Raw genomic sequence first — 25,067 nt, forward strand, 5'->3', positions numbered from 1 at the left:
AAGAAGTCATTGAAAAAATTGCCATTGCAAAATATCTTCTTTCAGCTGCTGGCAGCGCGGATAGTCAAGACTTTCAATCGCTTGCGCGGTTTCATTCCGCAACGTTGCCAGCAAGGCTTTTCGCCCGACGTCTTCCGTTTTTCCGTCCATTTTCCCACGCAGGGCCGGAAGCGGCATGTCCACGGTTAACAACAGCCGCGTCAGTGCGGCAACCGAGGTTGAAAACGCCCGATGCGCAAAAGCAAACCCCGCCAGCTCCAGCCAGTCGTCATTATTAAGGGTAGCTTCCCAGCCGTCTTCCACGGGGATCTTTTCACCGTTCCAGGCCGATAACACCCGCGCATCGCGCTTCAGACGCTGCTGCGCCTGCTCGCACAGCTGACGCCCGGCCTCGCTCTGGGGCAGCAACGCCATGGCGGTGTAGCAGCCGCTGCTGGCTTCACGATGGCTGCCCATCCGCACCAGCACAAACCCACATTGCTGCCAGAAATGCCACAGCCCATCGGTATAGCCAAAGCTCACCGACAGATAATCTTCGCCGCTGGCGCCGCGAACGAGCGCCTGGCCAATCCCTTCCCGCTGACGGTGAGGATGTACGGCAATGCGGGTGACCCGTCGTCCTCTGAGCGTCGCCGCCAGCGGAGAGCCGCCGTGCGCCGCCAGAGACTGCGCCACCAGGTTACCGCGCGGACGCCGGTATCCTGCCCATACGGCGCGGCTAAGCTCAGGGGAGAGCCCGCCCTCCTCAACCAGCCAGAGCGCCCCGGCGATATCCGGGTCCGTTTCGGCAACGGCAAACTGCTGCCCGGGCGCGTCCATCATGCGGCGTAAATCGAGCGGCGAGGTGCGATAATGCGCCGCGCAGAGAAGCTCGTATACGCTCGCTGCAAGCGCCGGGCGGCTTTCCCATGCCGTCGGCGTCAGGGACGTTAAACGCACCTCCCCTTCCGGGCGTCGGTCAATCAGCGTATCGTCAAACAGCAGCGCGCTGGCAACAACCCGCTCAAGCGGGCAGCCCGCAGCCCAGCGTACCGGTGTAGATAAGCTGTAGCGCTGCAGCCCGGCAAACCGACCGCAGAATTTAAGCAAGAATCCCCGGCCCGTCCCCTCATATCCCTGCACCGTGGTGGTCAACAGCACGCGAGGGAAACGGACTGCTAACTTTTCCAGCAGCGGACCGGGGATCGCAGCGGCTTCATCGACAATGAGCCAGTCAGCCTGGCGTGAAGAGGCAAGCAGCGCGTCCGGGGCCATAAAATGAAAACGCTCTCCGGCAAAGCGGGCGATGATATCCGTCGCCCCCTTCGACGGCGCGGTAACCACGGCGCTGCCCGCAATGCGGTTCAGCAGCATGCCCGCCAGGGCTGATTTTCCGCGCCCGCGCGCGGCGGTGACGGCCACGATGCCACCCGACATCCCCTGCAGCACATCCAGGATCTCAGCCTGCTCGCGCTGCGGGGCGCCGCTGGCAGGCTGCCAGTCTGGCGCGTCGGGTAAAGGCGGAAGGGATAACGCGCGGCCCTGAAGCCAGACAATCGCGTCGGGATCGGCGGCAATCGTCCGGCAGAAATGGTGGACAAAATGCGGCGTGGCTATCGCTTCGGCGCTGTCGCTCCAGCGCAGTGAATCGCTGTCAGGCAACCCGGGCCACGCATCGAGCGGCGGAACCCGCAGCACCAGAAGGCTTCCGGCGCTCAGCGTTCCGCTCAGGGCGGCAAATGCGGCGACATCAAACCCGGCGCTGGCGTCAAAAACGGCGTGCCGGTACTCGCGTCCCAGCAGGCCGCCGATGGCTTTTGAAGGGTGTTCGTCAAGCCTTACCCAGTCTCCGGGCAAGGCGTCACGCAGGGTCAGCGCCTGGGTTAACGTCCACTGCGCCTCACCGCTGAGCACCACCAGCCGACGATGGCCGGTGCGCTCAAGCTCTCTTATCAGCTGTTCAAACTCCAGCATTACATCGTTTTGCCGAAGGTATTACACTGCGCCGGATCGCCGCTGTCGAAGCCGCGTTTGAACCAGCTATAGCGCTGCTGTGAAGTACCGTGAGTGAAGCTGTCCGGCACGACGCGCCCCTGGCTCTGCTGCTGAAGGCGGTCATCACCAATAGCCTGAGCGGCATTTAACGCCTCCTCAAGATCGCCGGATTCCAGCACGCCCTGCTGCTGCATGCTGTGGCCCCAGACGCCCGCGAAGCAGTCCGCCTGCAGCTCCATTTTAACGGAAAGGCGGTTCACTTCAGCCTGAGACGCATTTTGCTGGAGCTGGCGCACTTTGGGCTCAATTCCCAGCAGTTTTTGCACGTGATGGCCGACTTCATGCGCAATCACGTAGCCCTGGGCAAAATCACCGTCAGCGCCAAGCTTGCGTTTCATGTCATCGTAAAAAGAGAGATCGATATAGACGGTGCCGTCTGCCGGGCAGTAGAACGGCCCCATCACAGATTGCCCGGTACCGCATCCGGTGCGGGTTGCCCCCCGGTACATCACCAGCTTCGGCTGCTGGTAGGTACGCCCCATCTTCTCAAACAGCTGACCCCAGGTGTCTTCTGTTGTGGCGAGAATAACGGAGGTAAATTTGGCCGCTTCATCTTCATTCGGGCTGATGGAGCGCTGAGAATGCTCCTGCTGCTGCAGCGGCTGACCGGTCATCAACCCGGTAAGGTCAACGCCGTAGTAACCCGCGACTAAAACCACAATCAGCAGGATGATACCGCCCTTGCCGCTGGGTAACCGGAAGCCGGGCCCACCCATTGAAGGACCGCCGCCGCCATCACTGCGTCTGTCTTCTACATTGTCACTTTCACGACGCCCTTGCCAGCGCATAACCACCTCGAACTATTCCATTTATAATAGCTATGATCGTAGGCGGTTAACGGCAAGATTACCATAGGAAACAAAGGTAAGACGCCAAAGGATGGGAACATCCTTTGGCAAGTGAGGGAGTTAGTCGAGCTTAACGCCTAAACGGTGAGCAACCGCTTCGTATGCTTCAATCAGGCCACCCAGGCTCTGACGGAAACGGTCTTTGTCCATTTTATCCAGGGTTTCTTTATCCCACAGGCGGCTACCGTCTGGTGAGAACTCATCGCCCAGCACCACTTCGCCTTTGAACAGACCAAACTCCAGCTTGAAGTCGACGAGGATCAGGCCCGCGTCATCAAACAGTTTTTTCAGCACGTCGTTGGCTTTGTAGGTCAGCTCCTGCATACGCGCCAGGTTCTCTTTGCTCACCCAGCCGAAGGTTTCGCAGTAGGATTCGTTGACCATCGGGTCGTGCATGGCATCGTTTTTCAGGAACAGGTCGAACAGCGGTGGATTCAGTTCGATACCTTCTTCAATGCCCAGACGCTTCACCAGGGAGCCCGCCGCACGGTTACGAATAACGCACTCAACCGGAACCATATCCAGTTTCTTCACCAGACATTCCGTATCGGACAGCAACGCTTCCATCTGGGTCGGGATGCCCGCTTCGGCCAGTTTGGTCATAATGAAGTGGTTGAACTTGTTGTTCACCATGCCTTTACGATCGAACTGCTCAATGCGTGCGCCATCCCCTGCTGACGTATCATTGCGGAACTCGAGCACCAACAGATCCGGGTTTTCCGTGCTGTATACGGTCTTCGCTTTGCCACGATACAACTCAGCTTGCTTCTGCATCTTCATTACTCCTGGTGTGATGATTTGTGTTCAAAACTGGGGATATTATGCCACGCACACGTTTGCGTAGCACTAAAATAAAAAGGGCTGGATTCACCAGCCCTCGTATTTATTTGCTGAATGCTGCCTGGAAGACAGCGACCAGCGCATCGTTCTGCGACTGGGTCAGCGTATGACCTTTTGGATCGATAAACTGCAGACTGCTGCGGTTATCAAGGTCGCCTACCTGAATCTTGTAGTCACCGGAGGCAAGCTGAGGATCTTTCGCGCCCAGTTCCTGCCATGCGCTGTCGGAGAGCGGCTTATACGTTGCCGTCATGCTGCCGGTTGAACGCGTGCTGTCGGTCACTTTCATGCCCACTTTTTCCAGCGTCGCTGGCAGACGCTGCCAGGTCTGGTTAAACGGTGCACGCACCACCAGCATTGGCAGGCCGGTATCATCCGCACCGCTTTGCACATCGAAGGTCGCGCCGTTGCGGCTCTGCGCGGCGTTGGCGGCATCGGTAGCGGTCTTATCCAGACCTGCGGCAATCACGTTCAGCATTTCGGTGCTGTAACGCTGCAGGGACGCGGCATCCGCAACCGGTTTACCCGCCTGCTCCAGGTTCAACAGCTTAACGTTAACCGCCTGCTGGTAACCCTGTGGTTTAACGGAGACTTGATAACGACCGCGGTACTGCTGGTCTTCATCCAGACGGTTCCATTCGATCCAGTCGGTGGTTAACGTCTGGCTGGCGTCATCGCGTTTATCGATGGTGTAGTTCTTCGACTGAATGACGCTGACAACCTGCGGCCACAGCGTGCTACCGCGCGCGCTCTCAACCATCAGAGACGCCGTATCACCGGTGAACTGGGTACGCGCCCCGCTGACCAGCGCCAGAGGCTGTGCTGGCGGACGAATATCAAGCGCTTTACCGACCAGGCCGCTGCCGTTGGTCACGGGAATATTATAATCGCCGTTCTGAATCGGCAGGATCATACCAGCCGGTGCGTGAAGTTCAGCAAGCGGGGTCGCATCCAGATAGGATTCATCACCGCTCACCTGGCGCTTGTAGCGCGAATCTGAACTACAGGCAGCGAGCAGCATAACAAGCGAAACACTCGCAACCTTCGCCAGGCGCGACTTCTGTACTGAATAAGCCATCAAATCTCCCTAAACTCTACAGCAAACCGGCATGCTTCAGCGCCGCCCTGACGATGTCACGACCGTGGTCGGTAATCGGTGTCATTGGCAGACGCAGCGTATCGGTTGCTACAAGCCCCAACTCCTTACATGCCCATTTCACTGGGATCGGATTGGGTTCGACAAATAATTTATTGTGCAGCGGCATCAGACGCTGATTAATGACGCGCGCTTCATCAAAGTGACCGGCTGCGGCCAGTTTGCACATTTCAGCCATATCGCGCGCCGCAACGTTTGACGTTACGGAGATCACGCCATGACCACCGAGCTGCATAAAGTCCAGCGCGGTCGCATCATCACCACTCAACAGGATAAAGTCGTCTGAAACCAGCTCTTTGATCTGATGAACGCGGCTTAAGTTCCCTGTCGCCTCTTTAATACCGATAATATTTTTTACTTCCGAGAGACGACCAACGGTTTCCGGCAGCATATCGCAACCGGTACGGGACGGCACATTATACAGAATTTGTGGCAAGTCAGTATGTTCAGCGATGGCTTTGAAGTGCTGGAACAAACCTTCCTGAGTAGGACGGTTGTAATAAGGGGTCACCGTCAGACAGCCCACGATGCCGCTGTCGTTAAAACGCTTGGTCAGGCTGATAGCTTCTGCGGTTGCATTAGCACCTGTCCCCGCGATGACCGGAATACGTCCGTCCGCCAGTTCCAGGGTCAGCATCACCACATCGCCGTGCTCGTCGTGGCTCAGCGTTGCGGATTCACCGGTAGTCCCTACCGAAACGATCGCCGAGGTTCCGTTGGCGACATGGTAATCAATGAGCTTCTTCATGCTTGACCGGCAGACATTACCTTTTTCATCCATCGGTGTAACAAGCGCGACAATACTTCCCGTGAACATGAGCCATCCTCTGTGCGAACAAGAGCCTCAATGTTACGTTTGGAACTGTAATAAAAGCAAGCGACCTGAGGCTCGCAGGCGGTTGTATGCATGTTTTTTTTATGCTTTCCTTAGGAAGACTTAACCATGCAAAGGAAGAACAGGTTTGACAACCTCATCACAACATTACCTGGTTATCACTGCGCTGGGTGCCGACAGGCCGGGTATCGTGAACACCATCACCCGTCACGTAAGCAGCTGCGGCTGTAATATCGAAGACAGCCGTCTGGCGATGCTTGGCGAAGAGTTCACATTTATTATGTTGCTTTCCGGGACATGGAACGCCATTACGTTGATTGAATCGACCCTGCCGCTGAAGGGGGCCGAACTGGATTTGCTGATTGTCATGAAGCGCACCACCGCGCGTCCGCGTCCGGCACTGCCTTCTACCGTCTGGGTACAGGTTGAAGTGCCTGATTCACCCCATCTGATTGAGCGTTTCACCGCGCTTTTTGACAATCATCAGATGAATATTGCCGAACTGGTTTCCCGTACGCAGACAAGCGATGAACAGGGTCTTCCGGTGCTGTTTATTCAAATTACCGCGCACAGCCCTGCCTCACAGGATGCGTCAAATATCGAGCAAGCGTTCAAAGCCCTCTGTACAGAATTAAACGCGCAGGGCAGTATAAGCGTCGTCAATTATTCGCAGCACGAACAGGATGGAGTTGAGTAATGAACCCACTGAAAGCCGGTGACATCGCACCGAAATTTAGCTTACCGGATCAAGACGGCGAGCAAGTAAATTTGACCGACTTCCAGGGACAGCGTGTTCTGGTCTATTTCTACCCGAAAGCCATGACCCCCGGCTGCACCGTACAGGCCTGCGGCTTACGCGACAACATGGACGAGTTGAAAAAAGTCGGTGTGGAAGTGCTGGGTATCAGCACGGATAAACCAGAAAAGCTGTCACGATTTGCTGAAAAAGAGCTGCTGAACTTCACGCTGCTTTCTGATGAAGATCATCAGGTGTGCGAGCAGTTCGGCGTCTGGGGCGAGAAGACGTTTATGGGTAAAACCTACGACGGCATTCACCGCATTAGCTTCCTGATTGACGCTGACGGTAAAGTCGAACATGTGTTTGACGACTTCAAAACCAGCAACCACCACGACGTGGTGTTGAACTGGCTGAAAGCAAGCGCCTGATAAACAGCAAAACGGCAACCCAGGTTGCCGTTTTTAATGTTTTCCCCCTCTCCCCGTGGGAGAGGGTCGGAGTGAGGGCATCAGGCCGCACAAAGACTACTTCTCTTCCACCGCCGGCACATCCGGCCACGCGTGGACCACGGCCTTAATCAGCGTCGCCAGCGGAATCGCAAAGAACACGCCCCAGAATCCCCACAGCCCGCCGAAAATCACCACGGATAAGATAATCACCAGCGGATGCAGGTTCACCGCTTCGGAGAACAGCACCGGTACCAGCAGGTTACCGTCCAGGCCCTGAATAATCAGGTACACCGCAAAGCAGCTCCAGAACTCTGTCCCCAGCCCAAACTGGAACAGCGCGACCCCAACAACCGGAATGGTCACCACAAACGCGCCGATATACGGAATCAGGACCGACAGCCCCACCAGCACCGCCAGCAGCAGCGAGTAGTTCAGGCCGAAAATCAGGAAGCCAATCCAGGTGGCTACCCCCACGACAATCATCTCCAGCACCTTGCCGCGAATGTAGTTTGTGATCTGCTGGTTCATCTCTTCCCAGACCTGCCCTGCCAGCCCGCGGTTGCGCGGCAGAATACGGCGCACGGCGTTGAGCATTTGATCTTTATCTTTCACCAGGAAGAAGACCATCAGCGGCACGAGCACAAGGTAAACCGCCAGCGTCAGCAGTCCGACCAGCGAGGCCAGAGAGTACTTCACCACCGAATCGCCCATCGTCATGATGCGGGCGCGCATATTTTCGGCCATCGCGTCAATAATCCCGGCATCCATCAGGGCCGGGTAACGGCGCGGCAGCGTGGCGGCAAAATCAGACAGCTTGTTCAACATGCCGGGCATGTCGCGGATCAGGTTAATTCCCTGCTGCCAGGCGACCGGCATCACCACAAAGGCCATTAGCAGCAGGATGCCGACAAACAGCACCAGCACGATGCTGGTCGCCCAGCGGCGGGAACAGCCGATGTGTTCCAGGCGCGCCGTCGGCCACTCCAGCAGGTATGCCAGCACAATCGCAACCAGCAGTGGCGCGAGCAGGCCGCTGAAGAAGAACAGAATACCGAACCCGGCAACCAGAATAACCAACAAAGCAATGGCTTCCGGGTCGCTGAACCGACGCCGGTACCACTGCATTAACATTTCGAGCATACAACCCTTCCCTGAATCGAATGGCGGGAGTGAGACGGTGAATTGTATCTAACTGTCACAAAAAAGACTTTCGCTTTTTGTATCCCGATCGGAATCCGCAAAAGCCTGATGAATGGGATTTTCTTCATGCTGTAACACGGCTACACTCGCAGAGCAGCAGAGATGAACGTTATGCCGGTTCATCGGTCAAATTAGCACATCCAACATACAGGACAGTGGTTATGTTCAGGCAGTTGAGAAAAACACTGGTTGCAACACTGATTGCCGCGGTGACGGTCGGTCAGGTGTTGCCCGCTTTTGCTGACTCGTCCGATTCATTGCCGGACATGGGCACCACAGCAGGAAGCACGCTCTCTATTGGGCAAGAGATGCAAATGGGGGATTACTATGTTCGCCAACTGCGCGGTAGCGCCCCGCTGATCAACGATCCTTTGCTGGTACAGTACATTAACGGGCTGGGGATGCGTCTGGTTTCGCACGCCGACTCGGTAAAAACGCCCTTCCATTTCTATTTAATCAATAATGACGAAATCAACGCCTTCGCCTTCTTTGGCGGAAACGTGGTGCTGCATTCGGCGTTATTCCGTTATTCCGACAACGAAAGCCAGCTGGCCTCGGTAATGGCGCACGAAATTTCGCACGTCACCCAGCGTCACCTGGCGCGCGCCATGGAAGACCAGAAACGTAACGCCCCGCTGACCTGGGTGGGCGCGCTGGGCTCTATTCTGCTGGCGATGGCCAGCCCGCAGGCCGGGATGGCGGCCCTGACCGGTACGCTGGCTGGAACGCGCCAGGGAATGATCAGCTTTACCCAGCAAAATGAACAGGAAGCGGACCGCATCGGGATTCAGGTGCTGCAGCGTTCGGGCTTTGACCCGCAGGCCATGCCGAGCTTCCTCGAAAAACTGCTCGATCAGGCGCGTTACTCTTCCCGTCCGCCGGAAATCCTGCTGACGCACCCGTTACCCGAAAGCCGCCTGTCGGACGCGCGTAACCGTGCTAACCAGATGCGTCCGGTGGTGGTCCAGTCTTCGCAGGATTTCTACATGGCGAAGGTGAGAACGCTGGGGATGTACAATTCCGGGCGTAACCAGCTCACCAGCGATCTGCTGGATACCCTGGTGAAAGGCAACGTGCGTGAGAAAAACGCCGCGCAGTATGGTCAGGCGCTCCAGGCGATGGAAGCCAGCAAATACGACGAGGCGCGCAAAGCGCTGCAACCGCTTCTGGCTGCCGACCCTAACAACCCGTGGTACCTCGATCTGTCGACGGATATCGATCTGGGCCAGAAGAAAACGGCCGATGCGATCAACCGTCTGAAAGGGGCGAAAGACGTCCGTACCAACCCGGTGCTGCAGCTTAACCTGGCGAACGCTTACTTACAGGGCGGTCAGCCTGGCGAAGCGGCGACCATTCTGAACCGCTATACCTTTAACAATAAAGACGATCAAAACGGCTGGGATCTGCTCGCTCAGGCGGAAGCCCAGCTCGGCAACCGCGATCAGGAGCTGGCGGCGCGTGCCGAAGGTTTTGCCCTGGTGGGCCGCCTCGATCAGGCGATTTCCACGCTCAGCAGCGCCAGCGCGCAGGTCAAACTCGGCAGCCTCCAGCAGGCCCGTTACGACGCGCGTATCGATCAGCTGCGCGGCCTGCAGCAGCGCTTTAAGCCGTACGAGAAGATGTAATAAAGGAGAATTCACGTCATGACAGACGCCGTAAAAATTTATCACAACCCTCGCTGCTCCAAGAGCCGCGATACCCTGAGCCTGCTGAAGTCTAACGGCGTTGAGCCGGAAGTCGTGCTGTACCTCGACACCCCACCTGACGCGCAAACCCTCCGCCAGCTGCTGCACATGCTGGGAATGGGCAGTGCAAGAGAGCTGATGCGTCAGAAAGAAGATCTGTATAAGTCGCTTAACCTGGATGACAGCCGTCTCACCGAGGCTGAGCTGATCCAGGCGATGGTTGAAAATCCAAAGCTGATTGAGCGCCCGATAGTGGTGGCGAACGGCCAGGCGCGCATTGGACGCCCGCCGGAAGACGTGCTCGAGATCCTCTAGTCCTTATGCCGCAGCGCTTCCAGAAAGGCCTGCGGCGTTCTCTCTCCCAGCTTTTTCTGCGCTTTTCCCCGGTTGTAAAATTCGCACAGCTGGATCAACAGCTCGCCTGCCGATTCACTGTTCAGACGTGGGATGATTTCACATAGCGGTAGATCAACCTGAACGGCGCGGTATTGCTGTGGATGCGCCGTTACGGTGGTATTACGCTCCTCAAGCTTCACCTCGAAACCAAAAGTCTCAACAGATTGAATATCAGCCGGACAGGCTGCCAGCGCGTCGTTCGCCCAGTGGGCCAGCAGCTGCGGAGAAATGCCCGCGTACAGCCGGGCGTAGCACCAGCCGCTCACGGGTTCACGCGCCCACAGCAGATGCTGTTCCCCGCCATCGTCCATATGCAGCGACAGAGGCTGATGATGTAACAGGAGTTTTTGCGGCACGATACCTGCCTTCAGCGCCTTTTTTCCCTGCAACGTCGCGCCCTTCTGCTTTATCGAAGCCGGTTTGAGGTAGCGGTTCAGGGTCGCGCGGGACACGGCGATCCCGAGTCCGCTATTGACCATCTGCAGCAGGTCGTCCAGCGGGGCGCCAGTGATATCCCGCAGGGCATTGACCAGCGCAACCTGCTCCTGTCTCAATGCTTTGTGTATCATTTTTGGCGTCGTGTGATTATCCGAAACCTGCTCGCGGTTGCGCCAGCGCCTGACGGTAGTGACCGAAATACCCAGCTCGGTAGCCAGCTCCCTGTCGCTTTTATCTGACTGCTGTAGATAGCGACGGATGCGCGGCGTCGTGGTGGCATTAGCATGCAGTTTAATTTCCATCGCAGGATCCTCGGAACCAATCTTATGAGATTTATACTACACCAGCGATTGCTTTGTGACCGATTTCACCTTTCGCTCGCCGCGCTTCACTGATAATCCTAAGACATAACACAAACAACACCCCTCAATCTTGTACGGAGTTCACAATGAACAATGTTCTGGGATTTCTTGAAGCAAAACTTATGCCGCTGGCGGCCAAAACGGCCCAGCAGCGTCATCTCGGGGCCATTCGCGGCGCCTACGTGTCATTCATGCCGTTTATCATCGTCGGCTCTATTCTGCTGGTGATCTCGTCGTTCCCGAATCAAGCCTATCAGCAGTTTATGTCTCAGGCCTTTGGTGAGAGCTGGAGCGCCATTATTGAAATCCCGTTCAACGCGGTCTTCTCCACCATGTCGCTGTTCATCAGCTTCCTGGTTGCCTTCCGCCTGGCGGAACACTACGGTGAAGACCGCATCTCCTGCGGTATCCTGGCGCTGGTCGCCTTTCTCATCCTGACGCCCTTTATCAAAGTGGCGGAAAACGGCGGTATTACCGTCATTCCGGTGGAGTGGATTGGCAGCAAAGGGCTGTTCGTGGCGATGATCGGTTCCCTGCTGTGGACGGAGCTGTTCTGCTGGCTCAAGCGCAAAAAACTGGTGATCAAAATGCCGGACGGCGTGCCTCCGGCGGTGCAGGAGTCGTTCGCCGCGCTGATCCCGGCCCTGCTGGTGATGATTCTGGTGCTGGGTATCCGCATCGTGTTTGAAAACACCCACTACAACACCATCCACCAGTTTATTTACGAAGTGGTTGCCACGCCGGTGCGCCACTACGGCACCTCTTACTTTGGCGCGCTGATGACGGTGTTCAGCATCACCATTCTGTGGTCAGTGGGCATTAACTCCGGCTCGATGATCAACGGCATCATTCGCCCGCTGTGGATGGAGAACCAGACCGACAACATCGCCGCGATTCAGGCAGGCACGACGCCGCCTCACATTATCACCGAACAGTTTTTTGACATGATCTGGATGGGCGGCGCGGGGGCCACGCTGTCGCTGGTGATTGCGATGCTGATTTTCGCCCGCAGCAAAAACATGCGTGAAGTGGCGCGCCTCGGCGCCGGGGCATCGGTGTTTAACATCAACGAACCGATCCTGTTTGGCCTGCCGGTGATCATGAACCCGATCATGCTCATCCCGTTCAACCTAGTGCCGCTGGTGCTGGTCACCGTGCAGTATGCGGCGATGAAGATTGGCGCGGTTGCCGTCACCACCGGGGTGTTTATTCCCTGGACGCTGCCGCCGGTTATCAGCGGCTTTATCGTTACCGGACACCTGAGCGGCAGCGTCATGCAGCTTATCAACCTGCTGATTGGCGCCATGCTGTACCTGCCTTTTATGCGTATCGTGGACAAACAGTACCGCGCGGCGGAAATGGCCACCGTTACGCAAACCGACACCACCCTTGCAAAACAGGAGTAAAGCATGTGGGGAATTATCGCGACCTGGAGAATGGCGCTTGAAGGCGTTACGGAGTCTGCGTCTGCGCTGGCTGCGGGTAAACCGGTCTCTGCAGCGGTTGTGGATGCCGTCGCCGCCGTCGAAGACTTTCCGTTTTATAAATCCGTCGGCTACGGCGGGCTGCCCACCGAAAATGGCGAAGTGGAGCTGGACGCCGCCTACATGGACGGCGATACGCTGGCGTTTGGTGCCGTGGGCAACCTGGTGGATATCGCCAATCCGGTGCGGGTGGCGCATGCGTTAAGCCGCCAGCGCTACAACAGCCTGCTGGTCGGCCAGGGTGCGCGGGAATGGGCGCTGAGCCAGGGCTTTGCCGACAAAACTATGCTCACTGACCGCGCCATGCAGCACTACCGCAAACGCTGCCGCGAAACGCTGGATAAGGGCTTAAGCCCTTACGACGGGCATGACACCGTCGGCATTATCGGCCTTGATAAACAAGGGTCAATGAGCGTCGCCACCTCCACCAGCGGCCTGTTCATGAAAAAACGCGGTCGACTCGGGGATTCGCCCATTATTGGTTCCGGCTTTTACTGCGACAGTGAAACCGGCGCGGCCACCGCAACGGGCGTCGGTGAAGATCTGATGAAAGGCTGCACCAGCTACGAAATCGTCCGCCGCATGGCGCAGGGTATGACGCCGCAGCAGGCGGCGGATTCGGTGGTGTTCGAGCTGGAAGACAAGCTGATGTCGCGCTTTGGCCGCGCGGGCGATCTTTCCGTGGTGTGCATGAACAACAGGGGCGAATTCGGGGCCGCCACCAACATCAAAACCTTCTCGTTTGTGGTGGCGACGGCTCGCCAGCCCCTCACCGTTTTTCGTACCGAACGCCTGCGGGAGAAAACGCATTATTACGCCGTAGACGATGAATGGATGCAGGCCTACGCCGCGCGGATCCGCGCGCCGATTGAGGAGTCATGATGATTACGTATCAGTTTATCACCGCGCTTTCTGACGCGGCTCCGCAAAGCCATTTGATTGCGTCCGCCTCCTGTACGCATTTGCCCGAAACGGCGCTTGTCGCGGAAATGCGCGAGTCTGCCAGCATCGCTGACACCCGCTTTGGCTGCGCCCCGTTTGCCCGGATCACTCTGCTGCCGGATGCCCTCTGGCAGGATAGCCTGACCGAAGGATTGCTGACGGCGCTGCGCCCGCTGCTGGCCTCGCCCGTCAGCCCCGAGCTGATACTGGACGTTACCGATATCAACGATGTGGTGCTGGCGCAGGTGCTGCGTTTTCTCTTTAATCAGGCGCACAGGCTGAGCGACCTGAAGCTGAAGAAAACGGATGAATCGGCGGTGCGCCTTACGCACATCACCGCCCTCTGCCTGCCGGAACAGCAGGCAAAACTGGAGGGTGTCTTCCGCCAGCAGCAGGCTATCGCCCGCGGCATGGTCGCGGCGCGACGTCTGGCGGATATACCGTCCGACCGATGCACGCCGCAGTTTGTGGTGGAAGAGGCGCAAAGGCTCTGTGCCGCCTTCCCCGCCCTGCGCTGCGACGTGCTGAACGAAAAGGCTATTGCTGAGCAGGGTCTGGGGCTACTGCACGCCGTTGGCAAAGGGGCGACCTGTCCGCCGCGCCTGCTGGCGATCCATTATGACGGCGTCAACGACGGCCCGGTGCGCTGCTATGTGGGAAAAGGTATTACCTTCGATACCGGCGGCCTGTGGCTGAAGGAAGGCGCGGGCATGTACACCATGAAATACGACATGTGCGGTGCGGCTAACGTGCTGGGCCTGATGCAGACCGTGGCAGAGCTGGCGCTGCCCGTACGCATCATGGGCGTGCTGGCGCTGGCGGAAAACGCCATCGGCCCGGACGCCATGCAGCCCGGAACGGTGGCGACGGCCTGCAACGGCACCACGGTTGAAATCAACAACACCGATGCCGAAGGCCGGCTGGTGCTGGCGGACGCCATCGCCTGGGCCAGCCTTCGTCATCCGCAGGCGCGCTATATTATTGATATGGCGACCTTAACCGGTGCGGTCGTGAAGGCGCTGGGGTATGAGCTGAGCGGGCTGATGACGCAGGATGAACCGCTGCGTGCGGCGCTGACGCTGGCAGGTAAGCAGAGTGGCGATGAAGTGTGGTCCCTGCCGCTGGATGCGCGGCTGAAAAAACAGACCGATAGCGCCATTGCCGATCTGTGCAACACGCCGACCAACAATGCGGCAATCAGTGCGTCGGCGGCGTGGCTGCTGCACCACTTTTGCCCGCCGACCATTCCGTGGGCGCATCTGGATATCAGCGGTACGGCGCTGTGGCGAGAGAGCGGAAGGAGCGTGGCATCAGGAAGACCGATCCCGATGCTGGTGGAACACCTGATGGGAGATCTTTAGCCGGGTGGCGGCTACGCCTTACCCGGCCTACAAAGGGCGGCAGGTTTTCGTAGGCCCGGTAAGGCGCAGCCGCCACCGGGCGAACAAACTCAAAGCTTGAGAATATCTTTCACAAACGGAATGGTCAGCTTGCGCTGGGCGGTAATGGAGGCGCGATCGAGCTGATCGAGCGTGTCAAACAGCGTGCGCATTTCGCGATCCAGTCGTTTAAGCAGGAAACGCCCCACGTCCTCCGGCAGCTCAAACCCGCGCTGCTTTGCGCGCAGCTGTAACGCCTGAAGCTTATCTTCATCCGACAGCGGCTGGAGCTTGTAGATTTGCCCCCAGTCCAGACGAGACGCCAGATCCGGCAGCCCCAGATTGAGCTGTCTCGGCGGACGATCGCCGGTGATCAGCAGCCGGGTTTTGCCCGACTCCAGAATGCGGTTGTAGAGGTTAAAGATCGCCATTTCCCACGGCTCGTCCCCCGCCACGCATTCGATATTATCGATGCAGACCAGCGAGAGATGTTCCATTCCCTCCAGCACCTCAGGTACGAACCAGGTACGTTTATCCAGCGGCACGTAGCCTACCGCATCACCGCGCGCCGAAAGCTCCGCGCAGGCGGCATGCAGCAGATGGCTGCGCCCCGCGCCTTCGCGTGACCAGATATAGATGTATCCGCTGTGATCCTGGCGCAGCACGTTTTGCAGTGCAGCCAGTAAAGAGGGGTTATCACCCGGCCAGAAACTCGCGAAAGTTTCGTCGTCAGGGAGATAGAGTGGCAGAGAGAGCTGTGCCGGTCCGTTCAGAAATACCTCAACCAGAGATCCTACGTAAAATCGGAATGGAGTTTAACACGGAACCTGCAAGGAGAGAACCGGGCGATCCCTCGCCCGACTTTTCGATCAATGTGGTGCTTTTTCGCTGTCGTCCGCGTCGAGAATTTCTTCTTCCGGGCGGATGACCGAGATCAGCTTGAAGATCAGGCTCAGGCCCACGCCGACGATGGTCGCCAGCGCCATGCCCTTCAGCTCGGCCGCACCAATGTGCACCTTCGCGCCGCTCACGCCGATGATCAGGATAACGGAGGTCAGGATCAGGTTTTGCGCCTTGCTGTAATCCACTTTGGATTCAATCAGCACGCGAATACCGGAGGCGCCGATCACGCCGTACAGCAGCAGAGAAACGCCGCCCATTACCGGCACCGGAATGATCTGAATCGCTGCCGCAAGTTTACCGACGCAGGAGAGCAGAATGGCGATAATCGCCGCGCCGCCGATAACCCAGGTACTGTAGACGCGGGTAATCGCCATCACGCCGATGTTCTCACCGTAAGTGGTGTTTGGCGTCGAGCCGAAGAAACCGGAGATGATGGTGGAGAAACCGTTCGCAAACATGGAACGGTGCAGACCCGGGTCGCGGATTAAATCGCGCTTAACGATGTTCGCCGTCACCACCAGGTGGCCGACGTGCTCCGCAATCACCACCAGCGCCGCAGGCAGAATGGTGAAAATAGCAAACCATTCAAAGCGCGGCGTATAGAAGGTTGGCAGCGCAAACCAGTGGGCCTGAGCGATCGGGGTGGTGTCCACCACGCCCATCGCGAAGGAGAGCGCATAGCCCGCCAGCACGCCGATCAGGATCGGGATAATCGCCATGAAGCCGCGGAACAGCACGGAGCCAAACACCGTCACGCCCAGCGTTACCAGCGAGATGATAATGGTTTTGGAATCCGGTGACTGGCCGTCAGCAGGCAGCAGGCCGGCCATATTCGCCGCGACGCCCGCCAGCTCAAGACCGATGACGGCAACGATGGCGCCCATCGCCGCAGGGGGGAACATCACGTCCAGCCAGCCGGTACCGGCTTTCTTCACAATGAAGGACACCACGCAGAACAGGACGCCACACATGATAAAGCCGCCCAGCGCGACTTCATAACCCAGCGGCAGCAGCAGCAACACCGGCGAGATAAAGGCAAAGCTCGACCCGAGATACGCCGGGATTTTGCCTTTACAGATAAAGAGGTACAGCAGCGTACCGATGCCATTGAACAGCAGCACGGTGGCCGGGTTAATGTGGAACAGGATTGGCACCAGCACGGTTGCGCCAAACATGGCGAACAGGTGCTGCAAACTAAGCGGGATAGTCTGTAAAAGCGGCGGTCTTTCACTCACCCCGATAGCACGGCGCGTCATAGTGTTTTCCTCTGTGTAGTATTGTTGGTGTTTTATTCAAAAAAAAGCCGACTATCAAAGTCGGCTTATTTATCGTTATTCGATTATTTCGTACCAAAGATCTTATCGCCGGCATCGCCGAGCCCCGGGATGATGTACCCGTGCTCGTTCAGCCCCTGGTCGATAGAGGCGGTATACAGCTCAACGTCCGGGTGCGCTTTTTCCAGCGCCGCGATCCCTTCCGGAGCGGCAACCAATACCAGCACCTTAATGCTGTTACAGCCCGCGTTTTTCAGCAGGTCGATGGTGGCGATCATAGAACCACCGGTCGCGAGCATTGGGTCAACCACCAGCGCCATACGCTCGTCGATGTTAGAGACCAGCTTCTGGAAGTAAGGAACCGGCTCAAGGGTTTCTTCGTTACGGTAGATACCCACCACGCTGATACGCGCGCTTGGCACGTGCTCCAGCACGCCTTCCATCATGCCGAGACCGGCACGCAGGATTGGCACCACGGTAATTTTCTTACCTTTGATCTGCTCAACCTGCACCGGGCCGTTCCAGCCTTCGATGGTGACTTTTTCTGTTTCCAGATCAGAGGTCGCTTCGTAAGTCAGCAGGCTGCCGACTTCAGATGCCAGTTCGCGAAAACGCTTCGTGCTGATGTCATGCTCACGCATCAGGCCCAACTTGTGTTTAACGAGTGGGTGTTTCACTTCCACAATCTTCATTCTCTTTCTCCTCTGAGGTGGCGTCCGCAAAAAAAATCGCGGGATTATACCGCTTTTTTCGGATTAGGCCATACCCATGTTGCTTGACGTATATCAAGCAAAGTGATTTAGAGACAACAAAACCGGAGGCGAGACTCCGGCTTGGGCGCGGGGTTCTGCCCGGTGGCGCTGCGCTTACGCGGGCCTACGTGTAGTGTAGGTCGGGTAAGCGTTAGCGCCACCCGACAATTACAGGTTCTCGCCGTTGCTCGCAATCACCTGCTTATACCAGTCGAACGATTTTTTCTTACTGCGGTTCAGCGTGCCGTTTCCTTCATTGTCTTTATCCACAAAGATAAAGCCGTAGCGTTTTTTCATTTCGCCCGTGCCGGCAGACACCAGGTCGATGCAGCCCCACGGGGTGTAGCCCATCAGATCCACGCCATCTTCCACCACCGCTTTTTTCATCTCGCGGATATGGGCGGCCAGATAATCAATACGGTACTGGTCGTTCACCGTGCCGTCGCTCTCCTGCACGTCGATCGCGCCAAAGCCGTTCTCAACGATAAACAGCGGCAGCTGGTAGTGATCCCAGAACCAGTTCAGGGAGTAACGCAGCCCGACCGGGTCAATCTGCCAGCCCCAGTCGGATTTCTGCACGTACGGGTTAGAGACCAGGCTCTTGCTTTCGTCGTAATCCAGCTGCGGGTTGTCCGCCGTCGCCTTGGTGGCGAAGGACATGTAGTAGCTGAAGCCGATGTAATCGACGCAGCCCTGCTTCAGCGCGGCTTTATCCTCTTCGGTGATATCCAGCGCGAAGCCGCGACGTTCGAAGTAGTTGAGCAGGTGCTGCGGGTACTTCCCGCGAACGTGCACGTCGGTGAACCAGTAGCGGCGGTGCATGGCGTTCATCGCCATCATCATATCGTCCGGCGCACAGGTCAGCGGGTAGATAGGACACATGGCAATCATGCAGCCGATCTGCAGCGACGGGTTAATCTCGCGCCCCGCCTTCACCGCCAGGGCGCTGGCCACGAGCTCGTAGTGCGCCGCCTGGAACATCACCGGTTCACGGTCTTCACCCGGCGCGTACTTCAGCCCGGAGTTCGTGAACGGCGCAAAGTCTTCGTGGAAGTTAGCCTGGTTGTTGATCTCGTTGAAGGTCATCCAGTACTTCACCTTATGCTGGTAGCGCTGGAACACCACTTTTGCAAAACGAACGAAGAAGTCGATCAGCTTACGGTTGCGCCAGCCGCCGTATTCCGTAACCAGATGGAAAGGCATCTCGAAGTGAGACAGGGTGATAACCGGTTCGATGCCGTACTTCAGGCATTCGTCGAACAGATCGTCATAGAATTTCAGGCCAGCCTCGTTAGGCTCAAGCTCGTCGCCTTTCGGGAAGATCCGCGTCCAGGCAATAGAGGTGCGGAAGCATTTGAACCCCATCTCGGCAAAGAGTCTGATGTCTTCTTTATAGCGGTGGTAGAAATCGATGGCTTCATGGTTAGGATAATTTTTCCCCTCCAGCACGCCGTTGGTGATTTCACGCGGCACGCCGTGCGCCCCCGCGGTCATCACATCTGCGACGCTCACGCCCTTGCCGCCCTCTTTCCAGCCGCCTTCCAGCTGGTGCGCCGCAACGGCCCCGCCCCACAGAAAATCTGCTTTAAATCCCGACATTCGCTTTCCCTCATTCTGCGTTATTTTCTGCAAAAACAATTACAGAAACCGGTTTCAGTTCGATGATGTGCAAAGGGAATAATCGTTGCAAGCAGTTCTAAGAAACCGGTTTCATTTTCGTGAACAGAGTCAAGTTTGGCTGCATTCACGAGGTACACAGAAAAAAAGATCCCCACGTCCAGAATAGGCTCGCAAACGTTTGCCTGGACTGTTAGAATTGCGCCGATTTTTCTTACTAGCTATGCAATCGCGTGGGGATTTAAGCCGTGACCAACAAAACTTCTCTCAGCTACAAAGATGCCGGTGTTGATATTGACGCAGGTAATGCGCTGGTTGACCGAATCAAAGGTGTGGTGAAAAAAACCCGCCGCCCGGAAGTGATGGGTGGTCTGGGTGGATTCGGCGCACTGTGCGCGCTGCCGCAAAAATATCGTGAACCTGTTCTGGTCTCGGGTACTGACGGTGTAGGCACTAAACTGCGCCTGGCGATGGATTTAAAACGTCACGACACGATCGGTATCGATCTGGTCGCGATGTGCGTGAATGACCTGGTGGTACAGGGCGCAGAGCCGCTGTTCTTCCTCGATTACTACGCGACCGGCAAACTGGACGTGGATACCGCAGCCAGCGTGATTAGCGGTATCGCCGAAGGCTGCCTGCAGTCCGGCTGTGCGCTGGTCGGTGGTGAAACCGCAGAAATGCCGGGCATGTATCACGGCGAAGATTATGACGTCGCGGGCTTCTGCGTCGGCGTAGTAGAAAAATCAGAAATTATCGACGGCAGCAAAGTGGCCGATGGCGATGTGCTGATCGCGCTGGCCTCCAGCGGCCCGCACTCCAACGGCTACTCCCTGGTGCGTAAAATCCTCGAAGTGAGCGGCTGTGACCCGCTGACCACCGAGCTGGACGGTAAACCGCTGGCTGACCATCTGCTGGCGCCGACCCGCATCTACGTGAAAAACGTGCTTGAGCTTATCGAGAACGTCGACGTTCACGCTATCGCTCACCTGACCGGCGGCGGCTTCTGGGAAAACATCCCGCGCGTCCTGCCGGACAACACCCAGGCGGTGATCGACGAATCCTCATGGCAGTGGCCAGCCGTGTTTAACTGGCTGCAGACCGCAGGCAACGTGAGCTCTCACGAAATGTACCGCACCTTTAACTGCGGCGTGGGCATGGTTATCGCCCTGCCGGCAAGCGAAGCGGATAAAGCGGTTAAACTGCTGACTGAAAAAGGTGAAAACGCGTGGAAAATCGGTACGATTAAAGCTTCCGATTCCGAACAGCGTGTGGTCATTGAATGAAAAACATCGTGGTGCTCATTTCCGGCAACGGAAGCAATTTGCAGGCCATCATAGACGCCTGCAAGCAGAAGAAAATCAATGGCACCATTCGGGCAGTTTTCAGCAACAAGGCCGACGCGTTCGGCCTTGAGCGCGCGCGGGAAGCGAACATTCCCGCGCACGCGCTGGAAGCCAGCCAGTTCGCCGGGCGTGAAGCCTTTGACCGCGAGCTGGTGCATGAGATTGATGCCTACGCGCCGGACGTGGTCGTGCTGGCGGGCTATATGCGTATTCTGAGCCCGGCCTTCGTCGAACACTTCGCTGGTCGTCTGCTGAATATCCACCCTTCCCTGCTGCCGAAATATCCCGGCCTGCACACCCATCGCCAGGTTCTGGAAAACGGCGATGAGGAGCACGGCACCTCCGTGCATTTCGTTACCGACGAGCTGGACGGCGGTCCGGTGATCCTGCAGGCCAAAGTTCCGGTCTTTGACGGCGACAGCGAAGAAGACGTGACGGAACGCGTGCAGACCCAGGAACACGCCATTTACCCGCTGGTGGTCAGCTGGTTTGTCGACGGGCGTCTCGAGATGCGCGACGGCGCAGCCTGGCTGGACGGCGTGAAGTTACCCCCGCAGGGTTATGCGGCCGAAGAGTAGTTTGTTACGTCGGGTGGCGCTGCTGCGCTTACCCGACCTGTACATTGCATTACCCGATATTCCCTTCTCCAACCTTCTAAAATCCCCAACAAAAAAAATAACTGTCATACTTTTCTGGCACTGTTGGACATATCGTGGAAATGCTCGCCATAATAAGGACGAGACGGATTTACCACGTCCTGTGATTGAACTGGAGTGTGAGCTGTAATGGGTCAGGAAAAGTTATATATCGAGAAAGAGCTAAGCTGGTTAGCATTTAACGAACGTGTACTCCAGGAAGCGGCAGACAAAAGTAACCCGCTGATCGAGCGCATGCGTTTTTTGGGCATTTATTCCAACAACCTGGATGAGTTCTACAAGGTTCGCTTTGCCGAGCTGAAAAGACGCATCATCATCAGCGAAGAACAGGGCTTAAACTCGCACTCGCGGCATCTGCTGGGCAAAATCCAGTCCCGCGTGCTGAAAGCCGATCAGGAATTTGACGGCCTGTATAACGAACTGCTGCTGGAGATGGCGCGCAATCAAATCTTCCTGATTAACGAACGCCAGCTTTCCGTTAACCAACAAAACTGGCTGCGCCACTACTTCAAACACTATCTGCGCCAGCACATTACCCCGATTCTGATCAACCGCGAAACCGATCTGGTTCAGTTCCTGAAGGATGATTACACCTACCTGGCGGTGGAAATTATTCGCGGTGATTCCATCCGTTACGCGCTGCTGGAGATCCCGTCCGACAAGGTGCCGCGCTTTGTGAACCTGCCGCCGGAAACCCCGCGCAGACGCAAGCCGATGATCCTGCTGGACAACATCCTGCGCTACTGCCTGGACGACATCTTCAAAGGCTTCTTCGATTACGATGCGTTAAACGCCTACTCGATGAAGATGACCCGTGACGCCGAATATGACCTGGTGCACGAGATGGAAGCCAGCCTGATGGAGCTGATGTCTTCCAGCCTGAAACAGCGCCTGACGGCCGAGCCGGTCCGTTTTGTCTATCAGCGCGATATGCCGGACGCCATGGTGGAGATGCTGCGCGAGAAACTGACCATTTCGCGCTATGACTCCATCGTGCCGGGCGGTCGTTACCACAACTTTAAAGACTTTATTGGCTTCCCGAACGTCGGCAAAGCCAATCTGGTGAACAAGCCGCTGCCGCGCCTGCGCCATCTGTGGTTCGATAAATTCCGCAACGGATTCGACGCCATTCGCGAACGCGACGTGCTGCTTTACTATCCGTATCACACGTTTGAGCACGTGCTCGAACTGCTGCGTCAGGCCTCGTTCGATCCGAGCGTGCTGGCGATCAAAATCAACATCTACCGCGTGGCAAAAGATTCCCGCATCATCGACGCGATGATCCATGCGGCGCACAACGCCAAAAAGGTCACCGTGGTGGTTGAGCTGCAGGCGCGCTTCGACGAAGAGGCCAACATTCACTGGGCGCGCCGTCTGACGGAAGCCGGTGTGCACGTCATCTTCTCCGCGCCGGGGCTGAAAATTCACGCCAAGCTGTTCCTCATCTCCCGCAAAGAGGGCGACGATGTGGTGCGTTATGCCCACATCGGTACCGGGAACTTTAACGAGAAAACGGCGCGAATTTATACCGACTACTCGCTCTTAACCGCCGACGCCCGCATCACTAACGAAGTGCGCCGGGTCTTTAACTTTATCGAAAACCCGTACCGTCCGGTGAGCTTTGACTATCTGCTGGTCTCGCCACAGAACTCGCGCCGCCTGCTGTACGATATGATCGATAAAGAGATCGCCAATGCCCAGAAAGGGCTGTCGTCCGGCATCACGCTGAAGCTTAACAACCTGGTCGACAAAGGGCTGGTGGACAGGCTTTATGCAGCGTCCAGCTCCGGCGTGCCGGTTAACCTGCTGATCCGCGGCATGTGCTCGCTGATCCCGGAACTGGAAGGCATCAGCGACAATATTCGTGTGATCAGCATTGTTGACCGTTACCTGGAACACGATCGGATCTATATTTTTGATAATGCGGGTGATAAACAGGTCTATCTCTCTTCGGCAGACTGGATGACGCGCAATATTGACTACCGTATTGAAGTCGCGGCACCGCTGCTGGATCCGCGTCTGAAGCAGCAGATCCTCGACATCATCGAGATTCTGTTCAGCGATACCGTGAAAGCACGCTATATCGACAAAGAACTCAGTAACCGCTATGTACCGCGCGGCAACCGCCGCAAAGTGCGGTCGCAACTGGCGATTTACGACTATATCAAATCACTCGAGCAACCCGATTAACCTATGCCGATAAATGATAAGACCCCACGCCCGCAGGAATTCGCCGCGGTCGACCTTGGCTCTAACAGTTTCCACATGGTCATCGCCCGTGAGGTGGATGGCGCGCTGCAGATAATCGGTCGTCTGAAGCAGCGCGTACACCTGGCGGATGGTCTTGATGAACGCAGCATGCTCAGCGAAGAGGCGATGGAGCGCGGGTTAAACTGCCTGTCGCTGTTTGCTGAACGCCTGCAGGGCTTCTCGCCTTCCAGCGTGTGCATCGTGGGCACTCACACCCTGCGCCAGGCCCTGAACGCCCCGGAGTTCCTCAAGCGGGCCGAAAAAGTGATCCCCTACCCGATTGAGATCATCTCCGGTAACGAGGAAGCGCGTCTGATTTTCATGGGCGTTGAGCACACCCAGCCGGAAAAAGGGCGCAAGCTGGTTATCGATATCGGCGGTGGCTCAACGGAGCTGGTGATCGGCGAAGATTTTGAGCCGCGCCTGGTGGAAAGCCGCCGTATGGGCTGCGTCAGCTTCGCACAGATGTATTTCCCGGGCGGCACCATCACCCGCGAGAACTTCCAGCGCGCGCGTATGGCGGCTGTCCAGAAGCTGGAAAACCTGGCCTGGCAGTACCGTATTCAGGGCTGGAACGTGGCGCTGGGCGCGTCGGGCACCATCAAGGCGGCGCATGAAGTGCTGCTGGCGATGGGTGAAAAAGACGGGTTTATTACGCCCGAACGCCTGACGTTGCTGACCGAAGAAGTGCTGAAGCATAAAAGTTTTGACGCCTTAAGCCTGCCGGGTCTTTCCGACGAGCGTAAAGCGGTATTCGTGCCGGGGCTGGCTATTCTCTGCGGCGTGTTTGATGCCCTCGCCATAAAAGAGCTGCGCCTGTCGGACGGCGCGCTGCGTGAAGGCGTGCTGTATGAGATGGAAGGCCGCTTCCGCCATCAGGATATTCGCAGCCGCACCGCGCAAAGTCTCGCCAATCAGTACAACATCGACCGTGAACAGGCGAAGCGCGTGCTGGACACCACGGTGCAGATGTACGAACAGTGGCAGGAGCAGAATCCGAAGCTCGCGCACCCGCAGCTTGCCGCGCTGTTGAAATGGGCCGCGATGCTGCACGAGGTGGGGCTGAACATCAACCACAGCGGGATGCACCGCCATTCGGCCTACATTCTGCAAAACAGCGATCTGCCTGGCTTCAACCAGGAGCAGCAAACCATGATGGCGACCCTGGTGCGTTATCACCGCAAGGCCATCAAGCTCGACGACCTGCCGCGCTTTACGCTGTTCAAGAAAAAACAGTTCCTGCCGCTTATTCAGCTGCTGCGTCTGGGCGTGCTGCTCAATAACCAGCGTCAGGCCACCACCACGCCGCCTACGCTGAAGCTTAAAACCGACGACCACCACTGGACGCTGAGCTTCCCGCACGACTGGTTCAGCCAGAACGCGCTGGTCCTGCTGGACCTGGAAAAAGAGCAGCAGTACTGGGAAGCGGTCACCGGCTGGCTGCTCAAAATTGAAGAAGAGAGCGCCGACGTCGCCGCGTAA

General features: G+C 57.2%; 22 protein-coding genes. 11 read left to right on the plus strand and 11 right to left on the minus strand.

What is annotated here, in order from left to right; translation table 11 throughout:
* Nucleotides 1–6 precede the first annotated feature (6 nt).
* From NI40_RS16205 to dapA, 5 genes are all read right to left on the minus strand, one after another.
* Nucleotides 7–1,953 carry a tRNA(Met) cytidine acetyltransferase TmcA gene (locus NI40_RS16205; protein WP_039263711.1) on the minus strand — a complete coding sequence of 649 codons (1,947 nt, stop codon included), beginning with the start codon at nucleotides 1,951–1,953 and terminating at the stop codon, nucleotides 7–9.
* Nucleotides 1,953–2,822, minus strand: coding sequence for a KPN_02809 family neutral zinc metallopeptidase (ypfJ, locus tag NI40_RS16210; protein WP_039263712.1), 870 nt, complete (start codon nucleotides 2,820–2,822; stop codon nucleotides 1,953–1,955). Before ypfJ ends, NI40_RS16205 begins: the two co-directional genes overlap by 1 nt.
* A 120-nt stretch (nucleotides 2,823–2,942) precedes the next feature.
* A complete protein-coding gene (purC, locus tag NI40_RS16215; protein ID WP_023332985.1) occupies nucleotides 2,943–3,656 on the minus strand; it encodes a phosphoribosylaminoimidazolesuccinocarboxamide synthase in 714 nt (237 codons plus the stop codon).
* Nucleotides 3,657–3,765: 109 nt separating this feature from the next.
* Nucleotides 3,766–4,800 carry an outer membrane protein assembly factor BamC gene (bamC, locus tag NI40_RS16220; RefSeq protein ID WP_033146169.1) on the minus strand — a complete coding sequence of 345 codons (1,035 nt, stop codon included), beginning with the start codon at nucleotides 4,798–4,800 and terminating at the stop codon, nucleotides 3,766–3,768.
* Between the two features lie 16 nt (nucleotides 4,801–4,816).
* Nucleotides 4,817–5,695, minus strand: a complete 879-nt coding sequence (gene dapA, locus NI40_RS16225) for a 4-hydroxy-tetrahydrodipicolinate synthase (RefSeq protein ID WP_033146170.1) — start codon at nucleotides 5,693–5,695, stop codon at nucleotides 4,817–4,819.
* Between the two features lie 145 nt (nucleotides 5,696–5,840).
* On the opposite strand from dapA, the gene NI40_RS16230 reads away from it, so the two are divergent.
* Together NI40_RS16230 and bcp are read left to right on the plus strand one after the other, a co-directional pair.
* A complete protein-coding gene (locus tag NI40_RS16230; protein ID WP_039263713.1) occupies nucleotides 5,841–6,410 on the plus strand; it encodes a glycine cleavage system transcriptional repressor in 570 nt (189 codons plus the stop codon).
* On the plus strand, nucleotides 6,410–6,880 hold the full coding sequence (bcp, locus tag NI40_RS16235) for a thioredoxin-dependent thiol peroxidase (RefSeq protein WP_032659360.1): 471 nt from the start codon (nucleotides 6,410–6,412) through the stop codon (nucleotides 6,878–6,880). Before NI40_RS16230 ends, bcp begins: the two co-directional genes overlap by 1 nt.
* Nucleotides 6,881–6,976: 96 nt before the next feature.
* Here the strand turns inward: bcp and NI40_RS16240 are convergent, their stop codons facing one another.
* A complete protein-coding gene (locus tag NI40_RS16240) occupies nucleotides 6,977–8,041 on the minus strand; it encodes an AI-2E family transporter (protein ID WP_033146172.1) in 1,065 nt (354 codons plus the stop codon).
* A gap of 221 nt (nucleotides 8,042–8,262) precedes the next feature.
* On the opposite strand from NI40_RS16240, the gene bepA reads away from it, so the two are divergent.
* Nucleotides 8,263–9,726, plus strand: a complete 1,464-nt coding sequence (bepA, locus tag NI40_RS16245) for a beta-barrel assembly-enhancing protease (protein ID WP_039263714.1) — start codon at nucleotides 8,263–8,265, stop codon at nucleotides 9,724–9,726.
* An 18-nt stretch (nucleotides 9,727–9,744) separates the two neighbouring features.
* A complete protein-coding gene (gene arsC, locus NI40_RS16250) occupies nucleotides 9,745–10,101 on the plus strand; it encodes an arsenate reductase (glutaredoxin) (RefSeq protein WP_023308762.1) in 357 nt (118 codons plus the stop codon).
* Here arsC and NI40_RS16255 read toward each other — a convergent pair.
* Nucleotides 10,098–10,922: a helix-turn-helix domain-containing protein gene (locus tag NI40_RS16255; protein WP_039263715.1), complete on the minus strand. Its 825-nt coding sequence runs from the start codon at nucleotides 10,920–10,922 to the stop codon at nucleotides 10,098–10,100. The genes arsC and NI40_RS16255 overlap by 4 nt on opposite strands.
* A gap of 146 nt (nucleotides 10,923–11,068) precedes the next feature.
* Here NI40_RS16255 and celB point away from each other — a divergent pair, with 146 nt between their 5' ends.
* Genes celB through NI40_RS16270 form a run of 3 tightly spaced genes read left to right on the plus strand, consistent with a single transcriptional unit; the run spans nucleotide 11,069 to nucleotide 14,769 of the window.
* A complete protein-coding gene (gene celB / locus NI40_RS16260) occupies nucleotides 11,069–12,388 on the plus strand; it encodes a PTS cellobiose transporter subunit IIC (protein WP_024907562.1) in 1,320 nt (439 codons plus the stop codon).
* Nucleotides 12,389–12,391: 3 nt separating this feature from the next.
* Nucleotides 12,392–13,348, plus strand: a complete 957-nt coding sequence (locus NI40_RS16265) for a N(4)-(beta-N-acetylglucosaminyl)-L-asparaginase (protein WP_039263716.1) — start codon at nucleotides 12,392–12,394, stop codon at nucleotides 13,346–13,348.
* A complete protein-coding gene (locus NI40_RS16270) occupies nucleotides 13,348–14,769 on the plus strand; it encodes a leucyl aminopeptidase family protein (RefSeq protein ID WP_039263717.1) in 1,422 nt (473 codons plus the stop codon). Before NI40_RS16265 ends, NI40_RS16270 begins: the two co-directional genes overlap by 1 nt.
* Nucleotides 14,770–14,858: 89 nt before the next feature.
* On the opposite strand, the gene NI40_RS16275 is transcribed toward NI40_RS16270, so the two are convergent.
* The 4 genes from NI40_RS16275 to NI40_RS16290 all read right to left on the minus strand — a co-directional run bounded on the left by NI40_RS16275 (nucleotide 14,859) and on the right by NI40_RS16290 (nucleotide 19,315).
* On the minus strand, nucleotides 14,859–15,560 hold the full coding sequence (locus tag NI40_RS16275; RefSeq protein WP_211438414.1) for a DnaA inactivator Hda: 702 nt from the start codon (nucleotides 15,558–15,560) through the stop codon (nucleotides 14,859–14,861).
* A gap of 96 nt (nucleotides 15,561–15,656) precedes the next feature.
* Entirely contained in the window at nucleotides 15,657–16,946 is a 1,290-nt protein-coding gene (gene uraA / locus NI40_RS16280; RefSeq protein ID WP_029739962.1) for a uracil permease, read from the minus strand.
* A gap of 83 nt (nucleotides 16,947–17,029) precedes the next feature.
* Nucleotides 17,030–17,656 (minus strand): uracil phosphoribosyltransferase, encoded by a 627-nt coding sequence (gene upp / locus NI40_RS16285; RefSeq protein WP_023308769.1) that lies wholly within the window; start codon nucleotides 17,654–17,656, stop codon nucleotides 17,030–17,032.
* Between the two features lie 228 nt (nucleotides 17,657–17,884).
* Complete coding sequence (locus NI40_RS16290; RefSeq protein ID WP_039263718.1) at nucleotides 17,885–19,315, minus strand: 6-phospho-beta-glucosidase; 1,431 nt, start codon at nucleotides 19,313–19,315, stop codon at nucleotides 17,885–17,887.
* Between the two features lie 266 nt (nucleotides 19,316–19,581).
* On the opposite strand from NI40_RS16290, the gene purM reads away from it, so the two are divergent.
* From purM to ppx, 4 genes are all read left to right on the plus strand, one after another.
* Nucleotides 19,582–20,619 (plus strand): phosphoribosylformylglycinamidine cyclo-ligase, encoded by a 1,038-nt coding sequence (gene purM / locus NI40_RS16295; RefSeq protein WP_032643593.1) that lies wholly within the window; start codon nucleotides 19,582–19,584, stop codon nucleotides 20,617–20,619.
* Nucleotides 20,616–21,257: a phosphoribosylglycinamide formyltransferase gene (gene purN, locus NI40_RS16300; protein WP_023308771.1), complete on the plus strand. Its 642-nt coding sequence runs from the start codon at nucleotides 20,616–20,618 to the stop codon at nucleotides 21,255–21,257. The genes purM and purN overlap by 4 nt, the downstream gene beginning before the upstream one ends.
* Nucleotides 21,258–21,464: 207 nt before the next feature.
* Nucleotides 21,465–23,525 carry a polyphosphate kinase 1 gene (gene ppk1 / locus NI40_RS16305; RefSeq protein WP_023332999.1) on the plus strand — a complete coding sequence of 687 codons (2,061 nt, stop codon included), beginning with the start codon at nucleotides 21,465–21,467 and terminating at the stop codon, nucleotides 23,523–23,525.
* A 3-nt stretch (nucleotides 23,526–23,528) separates the two neighbouring features.
* On the plus strand, nucleotides 23,529–25,067 hold the full coding sequence (ppx, locus tag NI40_RS16310) for an exopolyphosphatase (protein ID WP_023308773.1): 1,539 nt from the start codon (nucleotides 23,529–23,531) through the stop codon (nucleotides 25,065–25,067).

The organism is Enterobacter sp. E20, from assembly GCF_000801755.2.
GTDB lineage: Bacteria > Pseudomonadota > Gammaproteobacteria > Enterobacterales > Enterobacteriaceae > Enterobacter > Enterobacter asburiae_B.

Bases quoted from the DNA above. Each gene is read 5' to 3' on its own strand.
- purC (WP_023332985.1), bottom strand. From the start codon at position 3,656: ATGCAGAAGCAAGCTGAGTTGTATCGTGGCAAAGCGAAGACCGTATAC.
- NI40_RS16270 (WP_039263717.1), top strand. From the start codon at position 13,348: ATGATTACGTATCAGTTTATCACCGCGCTTTCTGACGCGGCTCCGCAA.
- NI40_RS16240 (WP_033146172.1), bottom strand. From the start codon at position 8,041: ATGCTCGAAATGTTAATGCAGTGGTACCGGCGTCGGTTCAGCGACCCG.
- uraA (WP_029739962.1), bottom strand. From the start codon at position 16,946: ATGACGCGCCGTGCTATCGGGGTGAGTGAAAGACCGCCGCTTTTACAG.
- purN (WP_023308771.1), top strand. From the start codon at position 20,616: ATGAAAAACATCGTGGTGCTCATTTCCGGCAACGGAAGCAATTTGCAG.
- dapA (WP_033146170.1), bottom strand. From the start codon at position 5,695: ATGTTCACGGGAAGTATTGTCGCGCTTGTTACACCGATGGATGAAAAA.
- arsC (WP_023308762.1), top strand. From the start codon at position 9,745: ATGACAGACGCCGTAAAAATTTATCACAACCCTCGCTGCTCCAAGAGC.
- NI40_RS16290 (WP_039263718.1), bottom strand. From the start codon at position 19,315: ATGTCGGGATTTAAAGCAGATTTTCTGTGGGGCGGGGCCGTTGCGGCG.
- ppk1 (WP_023332999.1), top strand. From the start codon at position 21,465: ATGGGTCAGGAAAAGTTATATATCGAGAAAGAGCTAAGCTGGTTAGCA.
- NI40_RS16265 (WP_039263716.1), top strand. From the start codon at position 12,392: ATGTGGGGAATTATCGCGACCTGGAGAATGGCGCTTGAAGGCGTTACG.
- upp (WP_023308769.1), bottom strand. From the start codon at position 17,656: ATGAAGATTGTGGAAGTGAAACACCCACTCGTTAAACACAAGTTGGGC.
- celB (WP_024907562.1), top strand. From the start codon at position 11,069: ATGAACAATGTTCTGGGATTTCTTGAAGCAAAACTTATGCCGCTGGCG.
- ypfJ (WP_039263712.1), bottom strand. From the start codon at position 2,822: ATGCGCTGGCAAGGGCGTCGTGAAAGTGACAATGTAGAAGACAGACGC.
- NI40_RS16255 (WP_039263715.1), bottom strand. From the start codon at position 10,922: ATGGAAATTAAACTGCATGCTAATGCCACCACGACGCCGCGCATCCGT.
- ppx (WP_023308773.1), top strand. From the start codon at position 23,529: ATGCCGATAAATGATAAGACCCCACGCCCGCAGGAATTCGCCGCGGTC.
- bamC (WP_033146169.1), bottom strand. From the start codon at position 4,800: ATGGCTTATTCAGTACAGAAGTCGCGCCTGGCGAAGGTTGCGAGTGTT.
- bepA (WP_039263714.1), top strand. From the start codon at position 8,263: ATGTTCAGGCAGTTGAGAAAAACACTGGTTGCAACACTGATTGCCGCG.
- NI40_RS16205 (WP_039263711.1), bottom strand. From the start codon at position 1,953: ATGCTGGAGTTTGAACAGCTGATAAGAGAGCTTGAGCGCACCGGCCAT.
- bcp (WP_032659360.1), top strand. From the start codon at position 6,410: ATGAACCCACTGAAAGCCGGTGACATCGCACCGAAATTTAGCTTACCG.